The sequence below is a fragment of the Hymenobacter negativus genome (assembly GCF_017571495.1).
Taxonomy (GTDB): domain Bacteria; phylum Bacteroidota; class Bacteroidia; order Cytophagales; family Hymenobacteraceae; genus Hymenobacter; species Hymenobacter negativus.
Window position 1 is genome coordinate 139,928 of sequence record NZ_JAGETZ010000014.1, and the last position, 18,619, is coordinate 158,546.

Consider the following 18,619-nt stretch of genomic DNA (forward strand, 5'->3'; position numbering starts at 1 on the left):
TACTGCTGAAGGGGCATAAAGGCCGGATAATACGCGAAAATCAGCCGATGGGTCGGGTTTTGAACTGCTTTAGCAAATTGCTTTTTTGATTGTGCTTAACTTGTACCGGGTTTTTCAGCCTCGGTCCGGTCACTATTCTGCGTGTTCGGTGTTGGGGTTGGAAAAGCAGCCGGTGGGGCCGGGGCCGTGTCGTTTTTGTGATGCGTAGCTCCCGACCCGGCAGGATAACGCAATATTTACATAATCGGGGGCGGCCCGCGGCTCGCACAGCGCGCTAAAATTCCAGTATAACTACCTTCTATGAAGCAAATAGCTGTTCTATTTACCGCTTGGTTAGGTCTATTGCTGAACCCGTTTTCGGTGGTCCAGGCCCAGACCAAGCCGGCTGGAACTCCGGCCGCCGCGCCCGGCGCAACGGCCCCGCCGCGCTACCAGCCTGGCAAGCTTTCAACTGACCCCGCCCAATACATGGTGGATGTGCAAGCCATGATGGCGAGCACCAACAACGCCAGCGCCAAAGCAATGGGCGCCCGTTTGAAAGAGCTATGGGGCTCCAACCGCCTCACCAGCTCGCAGCAGGCCCGTATTGTGGCGCTGTCGCAAACCATGCTGGCCAAGAAGTTCAAGCCCCGCCCGCACTTTGAGCTGCTGTTTGGCAGCATTGTGAGCGGAGCCACAGTAGCCAAGCTCAGCGACGCACAGATGGACCAGTTCCTCGACGTGCTGGGCCAGACCCTGGACAAGGAAGCCCCGCAGGAAACCGAGAAGTTCATCGTGAGCACCAACCGGTTTTTGAACGGCGGCTACCTCTACCGCTCGGGCTACAACGCATTGCGGGCCGCCGGTGGCACTGTTTCTTTCGCCTATTCGCCCATCGCGGCTCCGGCTGGCAACTTTGATTTTGGTGCCCCCGCACCCGCGCCCAAGGAAGAGCCGCTGCCTGATGTCCCCAAGCCGGTAGCCAAAAAGCCCGCGGCAACTACCAAGCCCGCCCCTAAGCCGGCTCCCAAGCCCGCGCCCAAGAAAAAAGCCAGCAGCAGCGGCTGGGACTCGGCCGATATGTGGTCGTCGCCCTCGGGCGGCGGCTGGGGCGATGACGACGGCTGGGGCGCACCCGTGAAAAAAAAGCCAGCCGCAGCTAAAAAGCCAGCTGTTGCGGCCGCCAAAACGCCGGCCAAAACCACCCCGGCTGCCACCCCTGCCAAGGATACCGAAGCTGCGCCCAAGCCCTCAGATTTTGATGCGCCCACGGCTTCGTTCACACCTGCCGCGCAGTACGACGAGTATCTGGCCCCACCTGCCCGGGGCGCAGTTATTGTGGTAAAGGATGCCGACCTGTTCATGTCCACGGCCGGCGACTCGGTTGTGCTGAAGAAGGTGAGCGGTACCATCGTCCCCAACTCCACTCGCTTCATTGCCACGGGTGGCCAAATGGCCTGGACTGTGAAGAACAATCCGGTGACGGCCGACTTGGTCGGTTTCGATTTCGATTACACCAAGCCCGAATTCACGGCCCAGCCCGTGACGCTGACTTACGCAGCCGTGCTGGAAGCTCCCGTAAAAGGCGCCCTCAGCTACAAGAGCGTGCGGCGCAAGCCCGGCGCCCCCGACACCGGCTACCCGCGCTTCATCTCGCTAACCAACGATGCCGTTATCAAGAACCTGGGCGACAACATCAAGTACCGGGGCGGCCTGTCGATGGCCGGCGGCCGGGTGCTGAGTGCGGCGCTCGATGGCTCGCTGGCCAACATCACGGTGAGCCTGGATGGCAAGCCCAAGTTCAAAGCGGCCTCGCGGGCCTACGTGCTGAGCGACTCCCTCATCACCGCCACCCGGGCCGCCGTAACTATTTACGAAGGGTCAAAAGATTCCATTACGCATCCCGGAACCAAGCTTAAATACCTGAAAGGCAAGCAGCAGCTGAAGCTCAACCGCGAGGAAGGTCTGTATAAGAACACCCCTTATAATGACTCCTACCACCAGATGGACATCCGCACGGAAGCCCTGACCTGGAACCTGCGCGAACCCACCATTGACTTCGCCGTGCTGTCGTCGAAAAACCAGAGCTCAGCCGATTTTGAGAGCAAAGAGTTCTTCACCAACACGCGCTACCAGCAGCTGAAAAGCATCAACCGGCTGCACCCGCTCCAGATGCTGGTGGGCTATGCCCAGGCCCACGGCAATGTGAAAACCGTGAGCGTAACCGACCTGGCCACGGACCTGAAAACGTCGGAAGCCAACATGCGCTCCGACATGGCCGGCCTGGCCCGCGACGGCTACGTGGCCTGGAACCCCCAAAATGGCGAGGTGACCATTTTGCCCAAGGGCACGCACTACGTGGCCTCGGCCCGCGATAAAAAAGACTACGACCACATCGCTATCAAGTCCCTGTCGGGCTCGGGGCGCAATGCCACGCTCAACCTGAACACCAACGAGCTGCTGGTGCGCGGCGTGGACCGTTTTAACTTCTCCGACGACTCGGCAACCGTGTTTGTGAAGCCCGACAGCGCCATTATCCGCATCGGTAAGAACCGGAATATCACCTTCAACGGCGCCGTGGTGGCCTCGGCCATGCGCTTCAAAGGCCGGGAATTCAAGTTCGACTACGACGGTTTTTACGTCGACATGGCCAAGATTGACTCCATCGTTATTCGCAGCGAGGCCAAGGATTCCAAGGGCAAAACCACTGGCAAGCATGCCGACTTTGCCCTGACCAACAAAGGCAAGGTGTCGACTGGCCGCCTGTTTCTCAACGACCCGCGCAACAAGTCGGGCCGCAAGAAGATGAAACAATACCCGTCCTTCGACTCGAAGAGTGGGGCCAATGTGTACTTCGGCAAGCAGGACGTGCTGGGCGGGGCCTACGACTCCACCATGGTGTTCGACATTCCGCCGTTTAAGCTTGATTCGCTCAATGGCATTGGCAAGTCGGCGCAGGGTTTCGATGGCACGTTCCGCAGTGGCGGCATCATCCCGGATATCAAAACCAAGCTCACCATGCAGCCCGATGGCTCGCTGGGCTTTGTTTACGATGTGCCGAAGGAAGGCTTCCCGCTCTACAAGGGCCGGGGCCGGGTTTTCAACAAGGTGAAGATGGACGGCAAGGGCCTGCAAGCCGACGGCACTGTCACGTATCAGACGGGCACGTTCACGTCCAATAGCTTCGTATTCTACCGCGACTCGGTGGTGACGGTGGGCAAAACCGGCACCATTCTGGCCAAAAAAGCTGAAGGCGTCGACATCCCGCGTATGAGCCTGCCCACCGGCTATCTCATGAACTGGAACGTGCGCCAGGACTCGATGTATCTGACCACACCGCGCTCCGGCGAACCCATTCACTTGTACTCGGCTGCCGTTACCGACCCCAAAACCAAGGCGGCCGCCGCTGGCTACAACTTCAAGGGCACGGCCCTATTGACGCCTAAGAATGCCGGTGGCAATGGCCGCCTCGATGGGCCGCAGTCGTACATCAAGTCGCCAGAGTTCACCTTTAAATCCGATAGCTACTCGGGTAAAAAGGCTTCGCTCAGTGTGAAATCGGGCGAGCCCAATAAGCCTGCTCTTACTGCCAACGACGTGGCGTTCAACTACGATTTGAAGAAGGGCTATGCCGAGTTCACCCGCGAAGAAGGCAGCAAAGCCAGCATCGACCTGCCGTATTCCAAGTTTAAAACCACGCTTAGCGGCGGGCGCTGGGACTTCAAGAAAAAGCTGGTGCAACTGCGCGTGGCCCCCGGCGCCGACTCTACCAAGTCGTATTTCTACTCCACCAACCCCGAGCAGCTGGGCCTGAAGTTCAAGGCTGCTACGGGCGTATACGACCTCTCCAAGTACCAGATGAAGGTAGGCGGGGTGCCCTACATTGCCTCGGCTGATGCCTGGATTCTGCCTGACTCGGGCAAGGTGGCCATCGGGGGCAATGGCAAGATTCAGCAGTTGAAACGGGCCGGTATCCTGCTCGACTCGCTGGCCAAGTTCCACAAGCTCTACAACGGCAACGTGCAGGTCCTCTCAAAGGCAGCATTCAGCGGCAATGCTCTGTATAGCTTCAAAACTGCCCGCGATTCGGTCGCTCTGAAATTCAGTAATTTCCAGAGTGATTCGACTTCAATGCTGGCTGGCAAGAAGGGCAAAAAGGGCTTGCTGAGCCGTAAAACCGATGAGAATGCCGACGCCGTTGGCCCGCCCACCATTGCCGTGGCCAACGTGGAAGCCAACGCCAAGTTCAAGCTCACCCCGCGCATCGGCTACCGGGGCGGGGTGCAGCTTAGCTCGCAGCGGCGCGGGTTCGCCTTCGATGGGCAGGTACAGCTGCAGTTCGGCAAGAATGGCAGCACAGCTGAGTGGATTGCAGTGAAGGACTCCATCGACCCCAAGCACTTCAGCATGAACCTGAAGGACATCAAGGCCGAGGATGGCACGCCACTTGTGACTGGCCTCTTCATGTCGGACCAGAGCAATAAGGTGTACCCACTGTACGCGTCCGCCGTGCCCAACCCCACCGATGTTTCCATTTTCAAGGTGGATGGCAAGCTGAGCTACGACGACCGTAAGGCGTTGTACACCATCTCTCGCAACGACCCGGACGACATCAACGCCTACGAAGGTGCCTCGATGACCTACGCCGACAGCACCAACTCGCTAAAATTCCGTGGGCCAATGTCTTTCATCAATTCCAACAAGGAGTATAAGATGATGGGTAGCGGCGTGGGCACCGCCAACCCCGACAGCGCCCGGTACACCATTGATGCCCTGATGGGCTTCGACATCGTGATGCCCGCCAAGGCCGTGGACGCCATGGGCCTGGAAATGGTCAAGCTTACCAAGAATTCGCCCGAAGCCCAGGACGGTTCCACCAACGAGCTGTACAAGCTGGGGCAATTCATCGGTAACAAGGGCGTAGAGGCCTATTCCGCGCGCCGGGGCGCTGCCGTCGACCCCCTGGCCAAGCTCTCGCCCAAGCTGGCTAACCACACCATATTGCTGAGCAAAGTGAACCTGCGCTGGAACGACAAGAAGCGCGCCTGGTATTCGGTAGGCCAGATTGGCATTGCCGGTGTGGGCAAACAGTCGATGAATGCGCTGATTGACGGCTACATCGAAATCCGCCGCGAGAATTCGACCGATGTAGTTGAAATCTACCTCGAGCCCGACCCCCAGGCCTGGTATTACCTGAAGTATAACAACAACCTGCTGCTGACCAAGTCGCAGAACGAAACCTACGACGGCGAAATCGGCTCGAAGGCCAAGGGCGACTACGAAACTGCGTCTAGCTACGGCGTTTTCCTCGGCGATTTCTCAGATGTGGATGCCTTCCGCTCGCATTTCCAGAAAGATTACCTGGGCAAATCCGGCAAGCTGGCAGCTCGCCCCGCTGCCCCGCCGCCCGTGGAGAAAACGGAGCCAGTTGACGACAAGAAGAAAAAGAAAAAGGGCAAGGACAACGACCCCTTTGGCGATGGCGTGATGGAAGACCCGAACGCCAACCCTGGTGCGGCCCCGGCCGATGCAGCGGCAACGGCAAAGAAGAAGAAAAAGGGCAAAGACAACGACCCCTTCGGCGATGGTGTGATGGAGGACCCCAATGCCAACCCCGGCAGCGCGGCAGCTACGCCTGAGCCGGCCAAGAAGAAAAAGAAGGCAAAGGATAACGACCCCTTCGGCGATGGCGTGACGGAAGACCCAGCGGCTGCCGTGGCCGAACCCACCAAGAAAAAGGAGAAGACGAAAGAAACACCCGCGGATACACCTCCTGCCGAAGAACTCTCGACGGCCGATGCAGCCGAGGCCAAGAAGGAGGCGACCCGCTTGGCCAAAGAAGCCGAAAAGGCCAAGAAGGAGGAGGAAAAGGCTAAAAAGGCGCAGGCTAAGGAACAGCCGGCCGACACACCACCTGCCGACGCTTCGAACAAAAAGGAAAAAACCGCCGATGCCCCAGCACCTACTGCCACCGAAGCACCTACTGACGATGCCGCCGCTAAAAAAGAAGCTGACCGCCAAGCCAAGGAAGCCGCCAAAGAAGCTGAGCGCCTGAAAAAAGAGGAAGAGAAAGCTGCTAAGGCCGCCGAAAAGGCCAAGCAGGAAGAAGAAAAGAAAAAGAAGAAAGCCGGCGACGACCCCTTCGGCGACAGCTAGGCCAAGGAGTACGCTCTGCATCGTAGCGCGAAGTTTGTAGTTCGCGTCCCCCACCGTTAGCAACTTGTTGTGACGAGACAGGGACGCGAACTACAAACTTCGCGCTACATCGTTATGGCCTTCTGACCCTACATTTATCCCCGCATGACCATTCTCTACATCGCCCTCGCCCTACTGCTTGCTTACCTGCTGGGCTCCATCCCCACGGCATTATGGGTGGGGCGTCGCTTCTTTGGCCTGGCCGATATCCGTGAGCACGGCTCCGGCAACGCGGGCGCCACCAATACCTTCCGGGTGCTGGGGCCCAAGGCCGGTTCCAGCGTGTTGCTGATTGATGCGCTAAAGGGGTTCGTGGCCGCGTATTTCCTGCCGCAGTGGCTGGTGGCGCAGAGCGCCGTTGCGCCTGAGCACGAACTGTACTACCGGCTGGCCTGCGGGGCGCTGGCCGTGGTGGGCCACATTTATCCGGTGTTTGCGCAGTTCCGGGGCGGCAAAGGCGTGGCCACTATCCTGGGCATGATGCTGGGCGTGGCTCCCGCTACGGTGGGCGTATGCATGCTCGTATTTATTGTAATGCTGCTGCTATTTCGCTACGTGAGCTTGGCCAGCATGACGGCGGGCGTCTGTTTTGCGCTGCTGCAATTGCTACCTCAGTTCCGGCCGGCGCAGCCGTTTCTGGTGTATGTGGGATTCCTGTTGGCGGCGCTGCTCATTTACACTCACCGGGCCAATATTGGCCGGCTGCGCAGCGGCACCGAGAGCCGCGTGCCCTTGCCATGGGTGAAGAAGTAAGAAGTGTCGGGTAATTCTATGGGAAGCCTAGTTGCTTACACTACGCTCAGTGCGATATGGGTTCTTCCGCCAAATCAACGCGAGTAATCGCAGTAATGCTGCTTTATGTCCTGCCCCTGGCAGCACATGCCTTAGGCGACGACATCGTCACTGACATCCTCAAGGGGCTGTTGCTGCTAGTTGTAGGTGGAGTGTTAGCCACGGCGGGAGTAGCTAAACTCATCGCCTTATTCATTAAGACGCTCCAAAAGCAGGAAGCGCCTGCTATGCCTGCCCCAGCCCCGGCTACCACGCCCGGGCAGATTGTTTGGCCAACGGCCGTGCCCACTAGCCGCGCCTCGCGGTTTCGGTGGGTGTTGGTAGCGCGGGTAGCGCTGCTGGCCGTGCTGCCGAACTTGTTCTGGCTATACCTGTCGTTGTCCCTGCTTGCGTTCCCTTTCCACCTGCTTTCTACGGAAAGGCTGCTGCCGAATGAGTTGCTTGTGGGCGGACTCTACGCCCTGCCATCCGTGGTTTTAGCTGGCTGGTTGTGGCGCAACCAGCGCCCCAGCATGGCCTTGGGTATTGTATTGAGCAGCGTGCTATTGGCCACTAGCCTGCTGGCATTTGCCGCCGGACAGCGCTCTAAGGAGGCGACTGCCGAGAAAGCTATTATCGACGCTACCCCGCTGCCCAGTGGCCCCGACGCCACCCGCGTGCTTGACCAAGCCGACCAGATGCCCACATTTCCGGGTGGGGCCGACTCGCTCTGGGCCAGCCTCCACCGCCGGGTGCGCTACCCGGAACTGCTTCGAGCCGACCAAATTTCCGGGCGCGTACGTTTGCGCTATGTCGTGGGAATTGATGGGCGAGTGTACAGCCCCGAGGTAACCCAAGGCCTGGGCGGCGGGGCTTTCGACGACGAAGCCTTGCGCGCCGTGCAGGAGCTCACGTTCGAACCGGCCCGGCAAAACGGCGAAATAGTGGCCGTGTACGACACGATTTCGGTGATGTTCAGAAAACCGTTGCCAGCCCATAAAGCATGGTGAATAAGTAGTGAGCGCTTTATTGGCTTGCTGCTGGCGCGCGTTTTCAACCCGTGTTGCTCCACCGTGAGAAACCATTCCTGCAATGGCTGGGCTTGCCTGCTAAGCGCTGTTACTGAAAAGGGCCAATGCCGCATAAAATGAAAAGAGCGCAGTGACCTGAGTAACCAGTCACTGCGCTCTTTTCGGCTGGGCAAGCAGACGGATAGGTCGCTGCCCGTTTACTACAGAGTCATCCCACCCGTGGCCTCAAGGCGCTGGCCGTTAAGCCAGCGGGCCGCATCGGTGCAGAGAAAGGCAACTATTCCGCCGATGTCATCGGGCTCAGCGGTGCGGCCCAGGGCCGTGGCCTGGGCTACCCAGGCACGTATTTCGGGGGTGTCTATCATGGCCCCGCCGCCAAATACCGCGCCTGGTGCTACGGCGTTGGCTGCAATACCCCGGCTTCCCAATTCAAGGGCCAAGTAACGCGTGAATACCTCCACGGCCCCTTTCATAGTGGCGTAGGCCGAGACGCCCGCGAAGGCATTGCGCGTGACTGCGGAGGTAATATTGATGATGCGGCCGCCGTCGCGTAGCAAGGGCAGTGCCCGTTGCGTGAGGAAGTACACCCCCTTGAAGTGCACATTCAGCATCTCATCAAACTGCGCCTCCGTCATTTCGGCGATGGGCGCGCTCAAACTGGTACCGGCGTTGTTGATAAGAAAGTCGAACCGGTCGGTGCCGAAGGCTTCGTGCAGAGCCGTGCCGACCTGTGTGAAGAACGTTGCGAAAGTGCTCAGGTCGGCCGCGTTCAGAGGTAAAGCCACAGCCCGCCGGCCCAAGGCTTCAATTTCGGCAACCACAGCCGCAGCTTCTGCTTGCTGGGTGCGGTAAGTCAGAATAACGTCGATGCCTTGCTGGGCCAGTTTGAGGGCCATGTCTTTGCCCAGGCCCCGGCTGCCGCCGGTGACCAGAGCGATTTTGGAAGTACTCATATCGAGTGCGATTTGTGGTGTTAATGGAACACGACAAAGGTCCCCTGCGCGCTTCCCAGCAGTATTGTATTCGCCAATCGGCTTTTTGTAGAAATCAAACCGACACAGCTTGCAGCGCCCGGAAAGCACCAGGACTCACGGTAACGTAGCGGCGGAAAAAATGCGAAAAATGCGCTACGTCGACAAATCCCAGGCTGTCGGCAATTTCCCAGAGGGTCCAGTCGGTTTGGCGCAGCAGCACTTTGGCTTCCTGTGCCAGCCGCCCGCCAATGAGGTCGGTGGTGGTGCGGCCGGTGCTCTCCTTAAGTACCTTGTTGAGGTGGTTGACGTGCACTGCCAGGTGGTCGGCAAAGTCCTTGGCGGTGCGCAATGGCACTCGCTGCTGAGGCGTGGTGAGCGGAAACTGCCGCTCCAATAGCTCTACGAAGCGTGAGGTGAGCCGAGCCGCCGCCGAGTGGGCGGGGTGCAGCGTGGTGGCCGGCTGCCGCTTCTGGCCCAGGTGCAGGAGTTCCAGTACGTAGGCCCGCAGCAAGTCGTACTTGTAGGCATAGTCGGAGGCCAGCTCCTCGTGCATCTGGGCGAAAAGGGCTGTGGCCCGCGCCATTTCGGCCTGCGTCAGTTGGAACACGGGGTATCCGTCGGCCCGAAACAAGGGCAACTCATCGGGCATGAGTCCCCCGAGGACCGGCATCAAAAACTCGGCAGTGAAGAGGCAGAAATACCCCTGCTGGGCCTCGGCGGGGCGCCACTGCAACGGCACCTTAGACGTCGAAAAGACTAAGGCATTGGGCTCAATATCGATGGCGTAGTCAGCGTATTCGGCGCGACTGCGGCTGCGCAATAGGCTGATTTTATAGAACGAGCGGCAGGGGTAGGAGGTGTTGGGCCGCAACGGAGCCGATTGCCAGAAGTCCGCCAAATCAAATACGTTGAAGTGACCAACTTCGCGCTGAATGCCGCCCGGCAGCAGCTTACTTAAGTCGAGGCTGGTGCAGGGAGCCAGTTCCTGATAGAGGGCATTGAGCGCAGTGGTTGTCATGGCAGTCGGTGGCTTTGTAGGATTCAAAGCCAAAGCAACTCCCAATGGTACGGAAAGTTTGCCAGTATCTGCGCAGTAGGTTCCGCGTCTTCATCGGCAACATCGGCCTGCACACCGGCTCCCACTTTTTTCGCGCTGCGATATTAAATCGGGCAACAAAAACCAACGCTACGCGCTGGGAAACATGCGCCAGCGGACCATTTCCTACCAAGCCCGCCTGGACCAGTCCGGTACGCGACCCCGCCCGCGAAGAATAACGGGCTGGCTCTGCTTGAAATCGAAGCTATTGTTTGCCTGGAGCGCGAGACAGAATTGTTGGAGAAAATGTTGGCCAGGATAGCTGGTTGAGGCATACGGAGCCCCACTGCCGGCTACTGTCGGACTGCTCCCGTATAAGAGACGTTCCACTATTGCTCAAATCATTATGGTTCGTCCCTTCATTTTCGTCTTTTGCGGCCTGCTACTGGTTCGCTCCGCCGCTGCCCAAACGCCTACGCCGGCGCAAGCTCCTGCCACCGCCCCGGCCGAAGCACCCATGGGCTTCCACTGGCAGCCACTGCCGGAAGTGAAAGCCACCATGCTGCTGCCCTACACCTGGAACTACAAAGCCGAAACCAGCCGCGACGCTCAGGCCTACTTCCTGACACGGGAAAAAATAGTGCCCGGCGGCCAGTTTCAAACCGGCATGTCGTTGAACGTGGTGCGGCAAATTACGGCCAAATCCAAGCAGGCGGCCGGGGCCTACGCTCAGGCCTTTAGCGCCCGCAGCGGGCGTGGGGCTGGCCAGCAGGTGCTGGGCCAGGAAACCAAAGCGCAGGGCCCCCTGCGTCTGTTCGGGGTGCGCTACCGCGTCGGCACTGGGGCGGCCGGTCCCAAAATCATCCAGCAATGGGCCATTGCCAATACCACTACCGACACGTTTTATCTGCTCGTCTTCGAAAGCCCCGAGAAAGACTGGCCTCAGGCCTGGAAGCTGGGCGAAGAGATGATAAAGCAGCTGCGGCTCGACTCGGGCGTGTAGCCGGCGCTAGCTTAGCAGGCATGTTTCGTTTCTTCTTTGCCTTTGCCGCGCTGCTGCTGGTCTTGCCCGCTGCCGCGCAACGCTACAACGCCAAGTTGGCCGCCCCGACGGCTGGCTTCACCTGGCAGCCGCTGCCCGAGAGCAAGGCCGCCGCACCGTTGCCGGCCGGCTGGTATTACCGCGCAGCAGGGGAGAAGGGGGCCCCCACCTATTACCTTACCAAAGAGGAGATTGGCGAAAATAATGAGTTTCAAACCGGCCTCTCGCTGCAAGTAGTACGCAAAGCCAAAGCCAAGACCGGCCGCCCCGCCCCCGAATACGCCGAGCTGCTGATGATGCGCACCGGCTTCGGGCAGGGCAAGCAGCAGTTGGAAAAAGCCTCGGTAACCGATGGCCCTTTCTTCAAGCGGACCGTGCGCTACCGCGATGCCCCGCCCGAAGCCGAACCCCGCGTGGTATACCAAATGGCCCTGGCCAACGCCAAAACCGACACTCTCTACCTGCTCACCTTCGAAAGCCCCGAAAAAGAATGGGCCGAAGCCTGGAAGCTGGGGGAAATAATGGTGCGCGAACTGGTGCTGGATGCACGGCAGTGAGCCTTGCATTCAGCACCAGTTCGCGTATTGTGGCTACAGCGACTTCTTCAAATAATCGGCGGCACCCTTATTTTTAGGGTTTAGCGCCAGTGCGCGTTGGTAGTTTTTGCGGGCCAGTTCCCGGTTGCCCATTTCGGCGTACAGTTCGGCAAGGCTGTCGTAGGTGTTGGCGCTTTGCGGGTAGAGACTTACGTTGAGCTTAAAGATTTCGAGGGCGTTTTGGGGTTGCGCTTGCTTGAGCAAGGCGTAGCCCCAGGCATTCACCTCCTGTTCGGGCAGCCGGTAGGCCGGGTTCTTTTTACGCGACTGCTTTACCAATGCTTCAGCTTGGTTAAAGCCGCGTTTGCGTAGCTCCGTATGCAGGGCCCGGATGGCTGGAGGCATGCCAAAACCCGTGGCCGGCCTCATGTCGGGGATGTAATACCCGGCAATTTCATCGATGAACATGTCGGGGTTGGCGCCCATCAGGTTAGTCAGCACCACGATGGCCAGGTCATCTTCGGGGTAGATGAAAAGGGCCGAGCGGCCGCCGCCCGTGGGCGCCACCGCCCGGTGCTCGGGCCGCGAAACGGTGGGCCAGCCCAGAGCATAGCCGTTTTGCAGGTGGTTGAAACCTTGCTGCTGGCCGTTGTTGAGCACCCCTGGTGTCCAGAGCACCGGTAGGCTGGCCGGCTTCAGGAGCTTGCCTTGCTGCAGGGCCATAATCCAGCGGGCTACTTCTTCGGACGTCGAACTCATGCCCGACGCCGTGCGCATGGAGGTGGCATACACCTCAAACAGGTTGCGCGGCTGCTTCGAGCGCTGCCATTCTCCTTTCACCATTTCGGAGTAGGTGTAGCCACGGGCACTGTGGGGCAGCACGTCGTGCGAGTCGCCCAGCGCGGTGCGGGGCATGCCCACCACGTTCAGCTGCCGCTCCTGAATGAATGTGGCGAACGGCTGCCCGCTGAGTTGGTCGATGATTTTGCCGATGAGCAGGTAGTTGGTTTGGTTGTAGTTAAACTTCTCGCCGGGCGTGTATTCCATCGGTTTCTGCTGCACGCTGGCCCAGGCGGCTTTTTCGTTGCCTTCCGTCACCATGTCGTCGTCGCCCATGATTTCGGGCAGGCCGGAAGTGTGCGTCAGCAGCTGCCGCACCGTGACGGGCTGCCATGCCGCCGGCAGGCCCGGTAGGTAGCGCGACACCGGGGCCGTGAGGTCCAGCTTGCCGGCCTCCACCAGCTGCATCACCGCCACCCCCACAAACGCCTTAGTAATGGAGTTGATGGTGAAGCGGGTGTTGCGGCCCACCGGAATGGAGTCCTGAATGTTGGCCAGCCCGTATTGGCCTAGCTTCACCACTTGCCCACGCCGGATAACGGCCAACTGCAGGCCTGGAATCCGGAGTTGCCGCATTTTCGCGGTCAGGAAAAGGTCGACGCTGTCGGTTGATGCGGGGCTCTGGGCCTTTGCCGGCTGCCAGCAGGTGCAGGCAAGCAACAGGAAGCCCCAAGCGAATATGGCGAAGCGTGAAGGTGTAGTGGAACGAAAGAAAAGCATGTTTTCAGAAAAAGAAGCGTGAAAGGGCGGTAGCTGCGCGGCATATTAGTAGCCGCGGTACAAATGTATGGCAGGTACTTTGTAATGCATACTAATGGGCCGGAAAATTATTAGCTATACATGCCATTCATTATTTACCCTTATAAGCCGGCGTGCAGCACAGCGAAATTGGCTCCACCGTCGATATTGTAATTGTATGCTGCGACTAGGAATCCAATGGTGTGTTGGACTCAAAGCAGTAATTTCAAGCGATGAAAAACCAACGACTGTTCGCCCTGCTGGTTGGCGCTTTGCTGGCGGCGCGGCCGGTATGTGCCCAGCTGCCCGCACGGGCGGCTTTTGCTTCCGACGAAGCGGCGGCCCGTCACCGAACGGCATTCGCGGCAGTGGTTCGCAAGGCGGGGTTCCGGTTTCCTGCTGCCATGTTTTACAAGTACCGCATCGATGTGACCAAAGAAGCAGCCCTGCGCCGCGCCGGCTGCGACCTGCGCGAACTGGACCGACGCATTCGCATCGACGGGCCGGGCGGCTTCCAGGAATCCTCCTTATTCGCCGACCTGGTGGTGCATGGCACGGTGCTCAGCCTCGTCCCCGATTCGAGCCGTAGCGCCTGCTACCACTCCGCCTACCGGGTGCGGGTGGCCGAAACGTGGCAGGGACGGCCCGCCGATACGTTGACGGTGCGGCTTTTCAGCGGGCCACTGGGCAACTCGGGTAACATCACATTTGCCGAAGCACCGCGTATTGAGGTAGGCGAAGAGGCTATTTTGCACCTGCGCTACGTTGATTTTAGCGAAAACGAGGAAGCCAAAAAGCTGGGCCTTTCCTTATGCACCAACAATGCTGCTCCCGGCGACTGTGGTCTGCTGCTGGCTTCGCCCGTGCGAGGCGAATGGGTGCTGGACCACTACGGCCAGCGCCCGTTGGCACCGCTGGCCGACCTGCGCCGCGACCTGCAGCGCATTGCCGCCCTCCTCGATAAGGAGCACTTCTACCAAAAGGAGTTTTAAGCCTGGGCCCGCTACTTTTACCCCTACATTCCCAACCTCCAAAATCCGCTTCGCATAGCCACTTACCTCGTCGATAACCAAGCCCGCTTCCTCAACGAGCTCATGGACTGGCTCCGCATCCCGTCCGCGTCGGGGTTGCGAGTACGAGATTCTGGCAATGGCTAGTAGTGAAAGGCTTGCCAGCCACTAGGCCGCAACTGGGATTAGTTAAGCAAACTGGAACCAGTAGCGCTCAATGGCCAGCGCTGGTTCGTGGTTGGGAAATGAGCTACTTTGTTTATCGCGCAGGTAAGCCAGGAAATGGCAGATGGTAGCCCCCTGCGTCTGGCTGAACAGGGTAGTGCGGGCAATGAAGCGATGAATAGCAGCATTCGTTTGCGTGAGCTGGCTTTGCAGCAGAGCTTCGGGACCCGCTTCCGGGCTGCCTCCTTCCTCATGCAGGCGCAGGCCGGAGGCTACCGTAGCCGCATTCAGCTCAATGGGCAGCTTCAGGGCCAGCACTACGTCTGCGCTGGTTGCCGAAGCGGGTGCCTGCAGCGCGGCGGCCATAAAAGCCGGCAGGTAGTGCCTGAACTCCTCATTGCTCAACGCCGCCAGGCTGGAGGTAGCCAGCGCGGCATCGGGCATGTCCGGGAAGTGTTTCGTGATTTCAGCTAGCAGGTCAGCTTTGTTCATGGCAATGATGTGGACGAGAGAATGACTGTGCTCACCGGGCGGGCTGCTGGCTACCCCGGCTGCTGGCCTGGGTACGCGGCTTCAGGCAAATTGAAACCAGTACCGCTCGATGGCTATTTCGGGTTCTTTTCTCAGGAAATCCGGGCCATGTTCATCGCGCATGAAGGCCAGAAACTGGTAGATGGCCAGGCCCTGCGCGGGACTGAACTGACGGTAGCGGTCAATGAAATCGTGGGTGTCCTGATTCAGATTGCGCAGCCGACTCTGAAGGATATCATTCCAGTCCACTCCGGGCATGTCCATATCCATGTCATAGCGCCGGATGTCGAGCGCCGACAGGACGATATCTGCTTCGGTAGGTAGGGTGAGGGCGAGCACAAGGTTGTCGGGAATCATATCGGCGGCCTCGTATTGCTGCACGGCAAGCCGCAGGTAGGCGGGCAGATAGTACTTAAAACCGGCTTTGCTGAGAAACCCTAGGGCGCTCTGCTCATACAGCAGCACTTCGACGGGCAGGGTCTGCCAGGTGTGGGCCTTGAAGGCTTCGCGAATGCCCACCGCTTCCAGGTCGTAGCCGGAATTGTTGTGTACAATATGGGCTTCTCCGGGGTGAGGCTCATGCCCGAAGCTTTCATCAAACAGGGCAAGCAGGGCAGTTAGGTGCATGGCAGAAGCAAGAACTAGATGGGGCCGGGCCGCAATGCCGACGAGAGAATGTACAGGATGAGCAAGCCTACGCCGGCTACGGTGGTGGGCACCAGCACGTCGTTGGGCGGTGGGGTAACGGGGTCGCTGCTGGGTACCCGCCGGGGCACCGGCACCGGCTGCTGTTGGCTGCCGCACTGCCGCAGGTAGATAGCCTGGCATTTCCGGATGCCGTTCTGCCGCTCTTCGATAGCCCGTTGGTGGCCGGCATTGCCACCTCTGAAGCACTGGTTGTTGATGGTTCGGCGGGCTTCGATGCACGCTTCGGTCATGGCAATTTTCTGAAGCAGCAGGGGGCAGGAGTCGGCATCGGTGCACCGCGAGGACACTCCTTGAGGCTTGCACATCAGGTCTACCTGCTTTTGCAGCATGGATGTGACGGCCGGCGTGCAGTCGGAGGCATCGGGTGGGGCCGCCTGGGGAGCAGCGGCCAGGGGCTGGCCGTGGTCCCGGGCGGCCGGGGGCACAAAGGGCGTGGCCGCAGCCCCCACTCCAATGGTGAAGCCACTGGGGTCCGAGATGTGCAGCCGGCACCGGTACGCTCCAGTGGCAACATCACCAACTTGGAACACCTCACTATACTGCACGCAGTGGGCCGTGGCGAAGGAAATGTGCTCCTGGGCCCGGCCCATGGCGTCGAGCGTGGTTAAGCTGCCTTTAAACGTCTTGCGCGGGTCGGCCGCCCAGGCAAAAAGCTGGTCGTCGTGTGGCACATCCAATTCAATTTCCAGCTGCCCGTGCCGTAGCTTGGCACTGGGGCGGCCCCGCTGCTCAGTGGCTTGCATGAAAGCTGTGTGAAAGCGAACAACGGGGTACACCCGGCTACCTATCCGAAGCTCAGCGGAAAAAGAACCCATAGAATGGTAGAAAAAGTAAGGAACTTGGTGCGAAGTAACCATGAATAGCTGCAACTTCAATGGCGAAGCCGGCTGGCAACCAGCTTCACCGTGTTTCCGCCCCGCCCCGCTACTTTTACCCCTGCATTCCCAACCCCTTCAACCTTTGCTCCGCATGGCTACTTACCTCGCCGATAACCAAACCCGCTTCCTCAACGAGCTCATGGACTGGCTCCGCATCCCGTCCGTGTCGGCCGACCCCAAGTTTCACGCCGACGTGCTGCGCGCCGCCGACTTCCTCAAAGCCCGCCTCGAAGAAGCAGGCGTGCAGAACGTCGAAATCTGCCCCACGGCCGGGAATCCCATCGTGTACGGTGAATACATGGTGAGCCCCGAGGCCAAAACCGTCCTCGTGTACGGCCACTACGACGTGCAGCCCGCTGACCCCTACGAGCTCTGGAACTCGCCGCCCTTCGAGCCCGTGATTAAGGACGAGAAAATCTACGCCCGCGGCGCCTGCGACGACAAAGGTCAGGTCTACATGCACGTCAAGGCTTTCGAGATGATGATGCGCGACGGCCAGGGCGGCGTCCCCTGCAATATCAAGTTCATGTTTGAGGGCGAAGAGGAAATTGGGTCCAACAACCTCGAAATCTTCGTGCGGGCCAATAAAGAGAAGCTGAAGGCCGACGTCATCCTCATCTCCGACACCGGCATTCTGGCCAACGACGTGCCCAGCATCGAAGTAGGCCTGCGCGGCCTGAGCTACCATGAAGTAACCGTAACCGGCCCCAACCGCGACCTGCACTCCGGCCTCTACGGCGGCGCCGTGCAAAACCCCATCAACGCCCTGTGCGAGATGATTGCCAGCCTGCACGACGAAAACGGTCACATCACCATCCCCGGCTTCTACGATAACGTGGACGAGCTCAGCGCCGACGAGCGCGCTGAAATGGCCAAGGCTCCTTTTTCCGAAGACGAATTCAAGCAGAGCATCGGCCTCCCCGCCAGCTATGGCGAAAAGGGCTACAGCAGCATGGAGCGCACTAGCATTCGCCCCACACTCGACGTGAATGGAATCTGGGGCGGCTACACCGGCGAGGGCGCCAAAACCGTCATCGCCTCCAAGGCCCACGCCAAAATTTCCATGCGCCTGGTGCCCCACCAGACCTCGGCCGAAATTTCGGAGCTTTTCCAGAAGCATTTCACCAGCATTGCGCCAGCCGGCGTCACGGTGGAAGTGCACCCCCACCACGGCGGCGAGCCTGTAGTAACGCCCACCGACTCCGTGGCCTACCAAGCGGCGGCCGATGCCATGGAAACTACCTTCGGCAAGCGCCCGGTGCCCACGCGCGGCGGCGGCTCCATTCCCATCGTTGCTATGTTCAAGTCGGAGCTGGGCCTCGATACTGTCCTGCTCGGCTTCGGCCTCGATTCGGACGCCATCCACTCACCCAATGAGCATTTCGGCGTCTTCAACTTCCTGAAAGGTATCGAAACCATCCCGCATTTCTACCGCAACTACGCGGCGGCAGAATAGCTGCCGCATATCAGCTGTTGACGAAAAAAGCCCGGCTTCCAGAAATAGAAGCCGGGCTTTTTTCGTAAGAAGACACGCTTATTTGCTTGCGTTGAAGGAGTAAGTCAGGTAGAGTTGCAGCACGCTGTTGCGGGCTTCTTTCTGAATTGTGCTGGCTCCCTGTGCTAGCGGTTTGTTGATGCTGGTGACCCCGGCCACATAGCGCAAGCCAACTCCCAGGCCTGCCTTGCGCTGATAGCCCAGACCGCCTATAAAGCTGAAGTCAGCATTCGTAAAATTCTCGTCTTTGTTGACGACGGTCGTAACGTCGCCCACCTTGTCCCGAGCCGCTACCAGAATGCCCACCTGCGGGCCAGCTTCCAGAAAGAAGCCACCGGTGTTGACGTGGAAAAGCAGCGGAACGTCTACATAATGCAAGCGCCGGGTATAGTCGTAAGGGGCGTTAATGACGATTTTCGCGCCTTTTTGCGAATACAGCAGCTCGGGCTGGAAGGCAAAGTACTTGCTTAGGGTAATATTAGCGAAAACACCCGCGTGGTAGCCGTAGATGCTTTCATATTTCACATCATCAGTGTTGTTCAACTGGGAAAGCGAGCCGCCGGCTTTCACGCCCAACGACAGGCCGCTCGAAGGCTGGCTGCGTGCCCGGATACTGCGCTGGGCATTGGCAGCACCAGCCAAGCCGGCCACCAAAGCAAGGGTAAGAAGGGTTTTTTGCATGATTACTCA

The 18,619-nt window shown here is 59.3% G+C and carries 15 protein-coding genes; 8 read left to right on the forward strand and 7 right to left on the reverse strand.

From position 1 onward, the window contains the following. Positions 1–300: 300 nt before the first annotated feature. From J4E00_RS23505 to J4E00_RS23515, 3 genes are all read left to right on the forward strand, one after another. Positions 301–6,135, forward strand: coding sequence for a hypothetical protein (locus J4E00_RS23505; protein ID WP_208177808.1), 5,835 nt, complete (start codon positions 301–303; stop codon positions 6,133–6,135). Between the two features lie 144 nt (positions 6,136–6,279). Then, positions 6,280–6,927, forward strand: coding sequence for a glycerol-3-phosphate 1-O-acyltransferase PlsY (plsY, locus tag J4E00_RS23510; RefSeq protein ID WP_208177809.1), 648 nt, complete (start codon positions 6,280–6,282; stop codon positions 6,925–6,927). Positions 6,928–7,022: 95 nt separating this feature from the next. Further along, positions 7,023–7,955 (forward strand): energy transducer TonB, encoded by a 933-nt coding sequence (locus J4E00_RS23515; protein ID WP_208177810.1) that lies wholly within the window; start codon positions 7,023–7,025, stop codon positions 7,953–7,955. Between the two features lie 221 nt (positions 7,956–8,176). On the opposite strand, the gene J4E00_RS23520 is transcribed toward J4E00_RS23515, so the two are convergent. Together J4E00_RS23520 and J4E00_RS23525 are read right to left on the reverse strand one after the other, a co-directional pair. Next, a complete protein-coding gene (locus J4E00_RS23520; protein WP_208177811.1) occupies positions 8,177–8,929 on the reverse strand; it encodes an SDR family NAD(P)-dependent oxidoreductase in 753 nt (250 codons plus the stop codon). Positions 8,930–9,023: 94 nt separating this feature from the next. After that, positions 9,024–9,968 (reverse strand): helix-turn-helix domain-containing protein, encoded by a 945-nt coding sequence (locus J4E00_RS23525; RefSeq protein WP_208177812.1) that lies wholly within the window; start codon positions 9,966–9,968, stop codon positions 9,024–9,026. Between the two features lie 44 nt (positions 9,969–10,012). On the opposite strand from J4E00_RS23525, the gene J4E00_RS23530 reads away from it, so the two are divergent. From J4E00_RS23530 to J4E00_RS23540, 3 genes are all read left to right on the forward strand, one after another. Beyond that, positions 10,013–10,225 carry a hypothetical protein gene (locus tag J4E00_RS23530; RefSeq protein ID WP_208177813.1) on the forward strand — a complete coding sequence of 71 codons (213 nt, stop codon included), beginning with the start codon at positions 10,013–10,015 and terminating at the stop codon, positions 10,223–10,225. A gap of 167 nt (positions 10,226–10,392) precedes the next feature. Further along, positions 10,393–10,989, forward strand: coding sequence for a hypothetical protein (locus J4E00_RS23535; protein ID WP_208177814.1), 597 nt, complete (start codon positions 10,393–10,395; stop codon positions 10,987–10,989). Positions 10,990–11,009: 20 nt separating this feature from the next. After that, a complete protein-coding gene (locus J4E00_RS23540; RefSeq protein ID WP_208177815.1) occupies positions 11,010–11,585 on the forward strand; it encodes a hypothetical protein in 576 nt (191 codons plus the stop codon). Positions 11,586–11,618: 33 nt separating this feature from the next. On the opposite strand, the gene J4E00_RS23545 is transcribed toward J4E00_RS23540, so the two are convergent. After that, positions 11,619–13,124, reverse strand: coding sequence for a serine hydrolase (locus tag J4E00_RS23545; RefSeq protein WP_208177816.1), 1,506 nt, complete (start codon positions 13,122–13,124; stop codon positions 11,619–11,621). A gap of 251 nt (positions 13,125–13,375) precedes the next feature. Between J4E00_RS23545 and J4E00_RS23550 the strand changes: the two genes are divergently transcribed. Next, positions 13,376–14,134, forward strand: a complete 759-nt coding sequence (locus J4E00_RS23550) for a hypothetical protein (RefSeq protein ID WP_208177817.1) — start codon at positions 13,376–13,378, stop codon at positions 14,132–14,134. Between the two features lie 207 nt (positions 14,135–14,341). Here the strand turns inward: J4E00_RS23550 and J4E00_RS23555 are convergent, their stop codons facing one another. From J4E00_RS23555 to tssD, 3 genes are all read right to left on the reverse strand, one after another. After that, on the reverse strand, positions 14,342–14,809 hold the full coding sequence (locus tag J4E00_RS23555) for a DUF6714 family protein (protein ID WP_208177818.1): 468 nt from the start codon (positions 14,807–14,809) through the stop codon (positions 14,342–14,344). 81 nt (positions 14,810–14,890) lie between these two features. Continuing rightward, positions 14,891–15,475 (reverse strand): DUF6714 family protein, encoded by a 585-nt coding sequence (locus J4E00_RS23560; RefSeq protein ID WP_208177819.1) that lies wholly within the window; start codon positions 15,473–15,475, stop codon positions 14,891–14,893. 14 nt (positions 15,476–15,489) lie between these two features. Beyond that, the gene (tssD, locus tag J4E00_RS23565) at positions 15,490–16,371 is read right to left on the reverse strand and encodes a type VI secretion system tube protein TssD (RefSeq protein WP_208177820.1); all 882 of its coding nucleotides are present in this window, start codon (positions 16,369–16,371) and stop codon (positions 15,490–15,492) included. A gap of 154 nt (positions 16,372–16,525) precedes the next feature. Between tssD and J4E00_RS23570 the strand changes: the two genes are divergently transcribed. Further along, positions 16,526–17,890, forward strand: a complete 1,365-nt coding sequence (locus J4E00_RS23570) for a dipeptidase (protein WP_208177821.1) — start codon at positions 16,526–16,528, stop codon at positions 17,888–17,890. A gap of 78 nt (positions 17,891–17,968) precedes the next feature. On the opposite strand, the gene J4E00_RS23575 is transcribed toward J4E00_RS23570, so the two are convergent. Continuing rightward, positions 17,969–18,610: a porin family protein gene (locus J4E00_RS23575; protein ID WP_208177822.1), complete on the reverse strand. Its 642-nt coding sequence runs from the start codon at positions 18,608–18,610 to the stop codon at positions 17,969–17,971. Positions 18,611–18,619 lie beyond the last annotated feature (9 nt).

Coding starts and splice junctions, on each gene's coding strand:
- J4E00_RS23505 (WP_208177808.1), top strand. CDS start 301: ATGAAGCAAATAGCTGTTCTATTTACCGCTTGGTTAGGTCTATTGCTG.
- plsY (WP_208177809.1), top strand. CDS start 6,280: ATGACCATTCTCTACATCGCCCTCGCCCTACTGCTTGCTTACCTGCTG.
- J4E00_RS23515 (WP_208177810.1), top strand. CDS start 7,023: ATGCTGCTTTATGTCCTGCCCCTGGCAGCACATGCCTTAGGCGACGAC.
- J4E00_RS23520 (WP_208177811.1), bottom strand. CDS start 8,929: ATGAGTACTTCCAAAATCGCTCTGGTCACCGGCGGCAGCCGGGGCCTG.
- J4E00_RS23525 (WP_208177812.1), bottom strand. CDS start 9,968: ATGACAACCACTGCGCTCAATGCCCTCTATCAGGAACTGGCTCCCTGC.
- J4E00_RS23530 (WP_208177813.1), top strand. CDS start 10,013: ATGGTACGGAAAGTTTGCCAGTATCTGCGCAGTAGGTTCCGCGTCTTC.
- J4E00_RS23535 (WP_208177814.1), top strand. CDS start 10,393: ATGGTTCGTCCCTTCATTTTCGTCTTTTGCGGCCTGCTACTGGTTCGC.
- J4E00_RS23540 (WP_208177815.1), top strand. CDS start 11,010: ATGTTTCGTTTCTTCTTTGCCTTTGCCGCGCTGCTGCTGGTCTTGCCC.
- J4E00_RS23545 (WP_208177816.1), bottom strand. CDS start 13,124: ATGCTTTTCTTTCGTTCCACTACACCTTCACGCTTCGCCATATTCGCT.
- J4E00_RS23550 (WP_208177817.1), top strand. CDS start 13,376: ATGAAAAACCAACGACTGTTCGCCCTGCTGGTTGGCGCTTTGCTGGCG.
- J4E00_RS23555 (WP_208177818.1), bottom strand. CDS start 14,809: ATGAACAAAGCTGACCTGCTAGCTGAAATCACGAAACACTTCCCGGAC.
- J4E00_RS23560 (WP_208177819.1), bottom strand. CDS start 15,475: ATGCACCTAACTGCCCTGCTTGCCCTGTTTGATGAAAGCTTCGGGCAT.
- tssD (WP_208177820.1), bottom strand. CDS start 16,371: ATGGGTTCTTTTTCCGCTGAGCTTCGGATAGGTAGCCGGGTGTACCCC.
- J4E00_RS23570 (WP_208177821.1), top strand. CDS start 16,526: ATGGCTACTTACCTCGCCGATAACCAAACCCGCTTCCTCAACGAGCTC.
- J4E00_RS23575 (WP_208177822.1), bottom strand. CDS start 18,610: ATGCAAAAAACCCTTCTTACCCTTGCTTTGGTGGCCGGCTTGGCTGGT.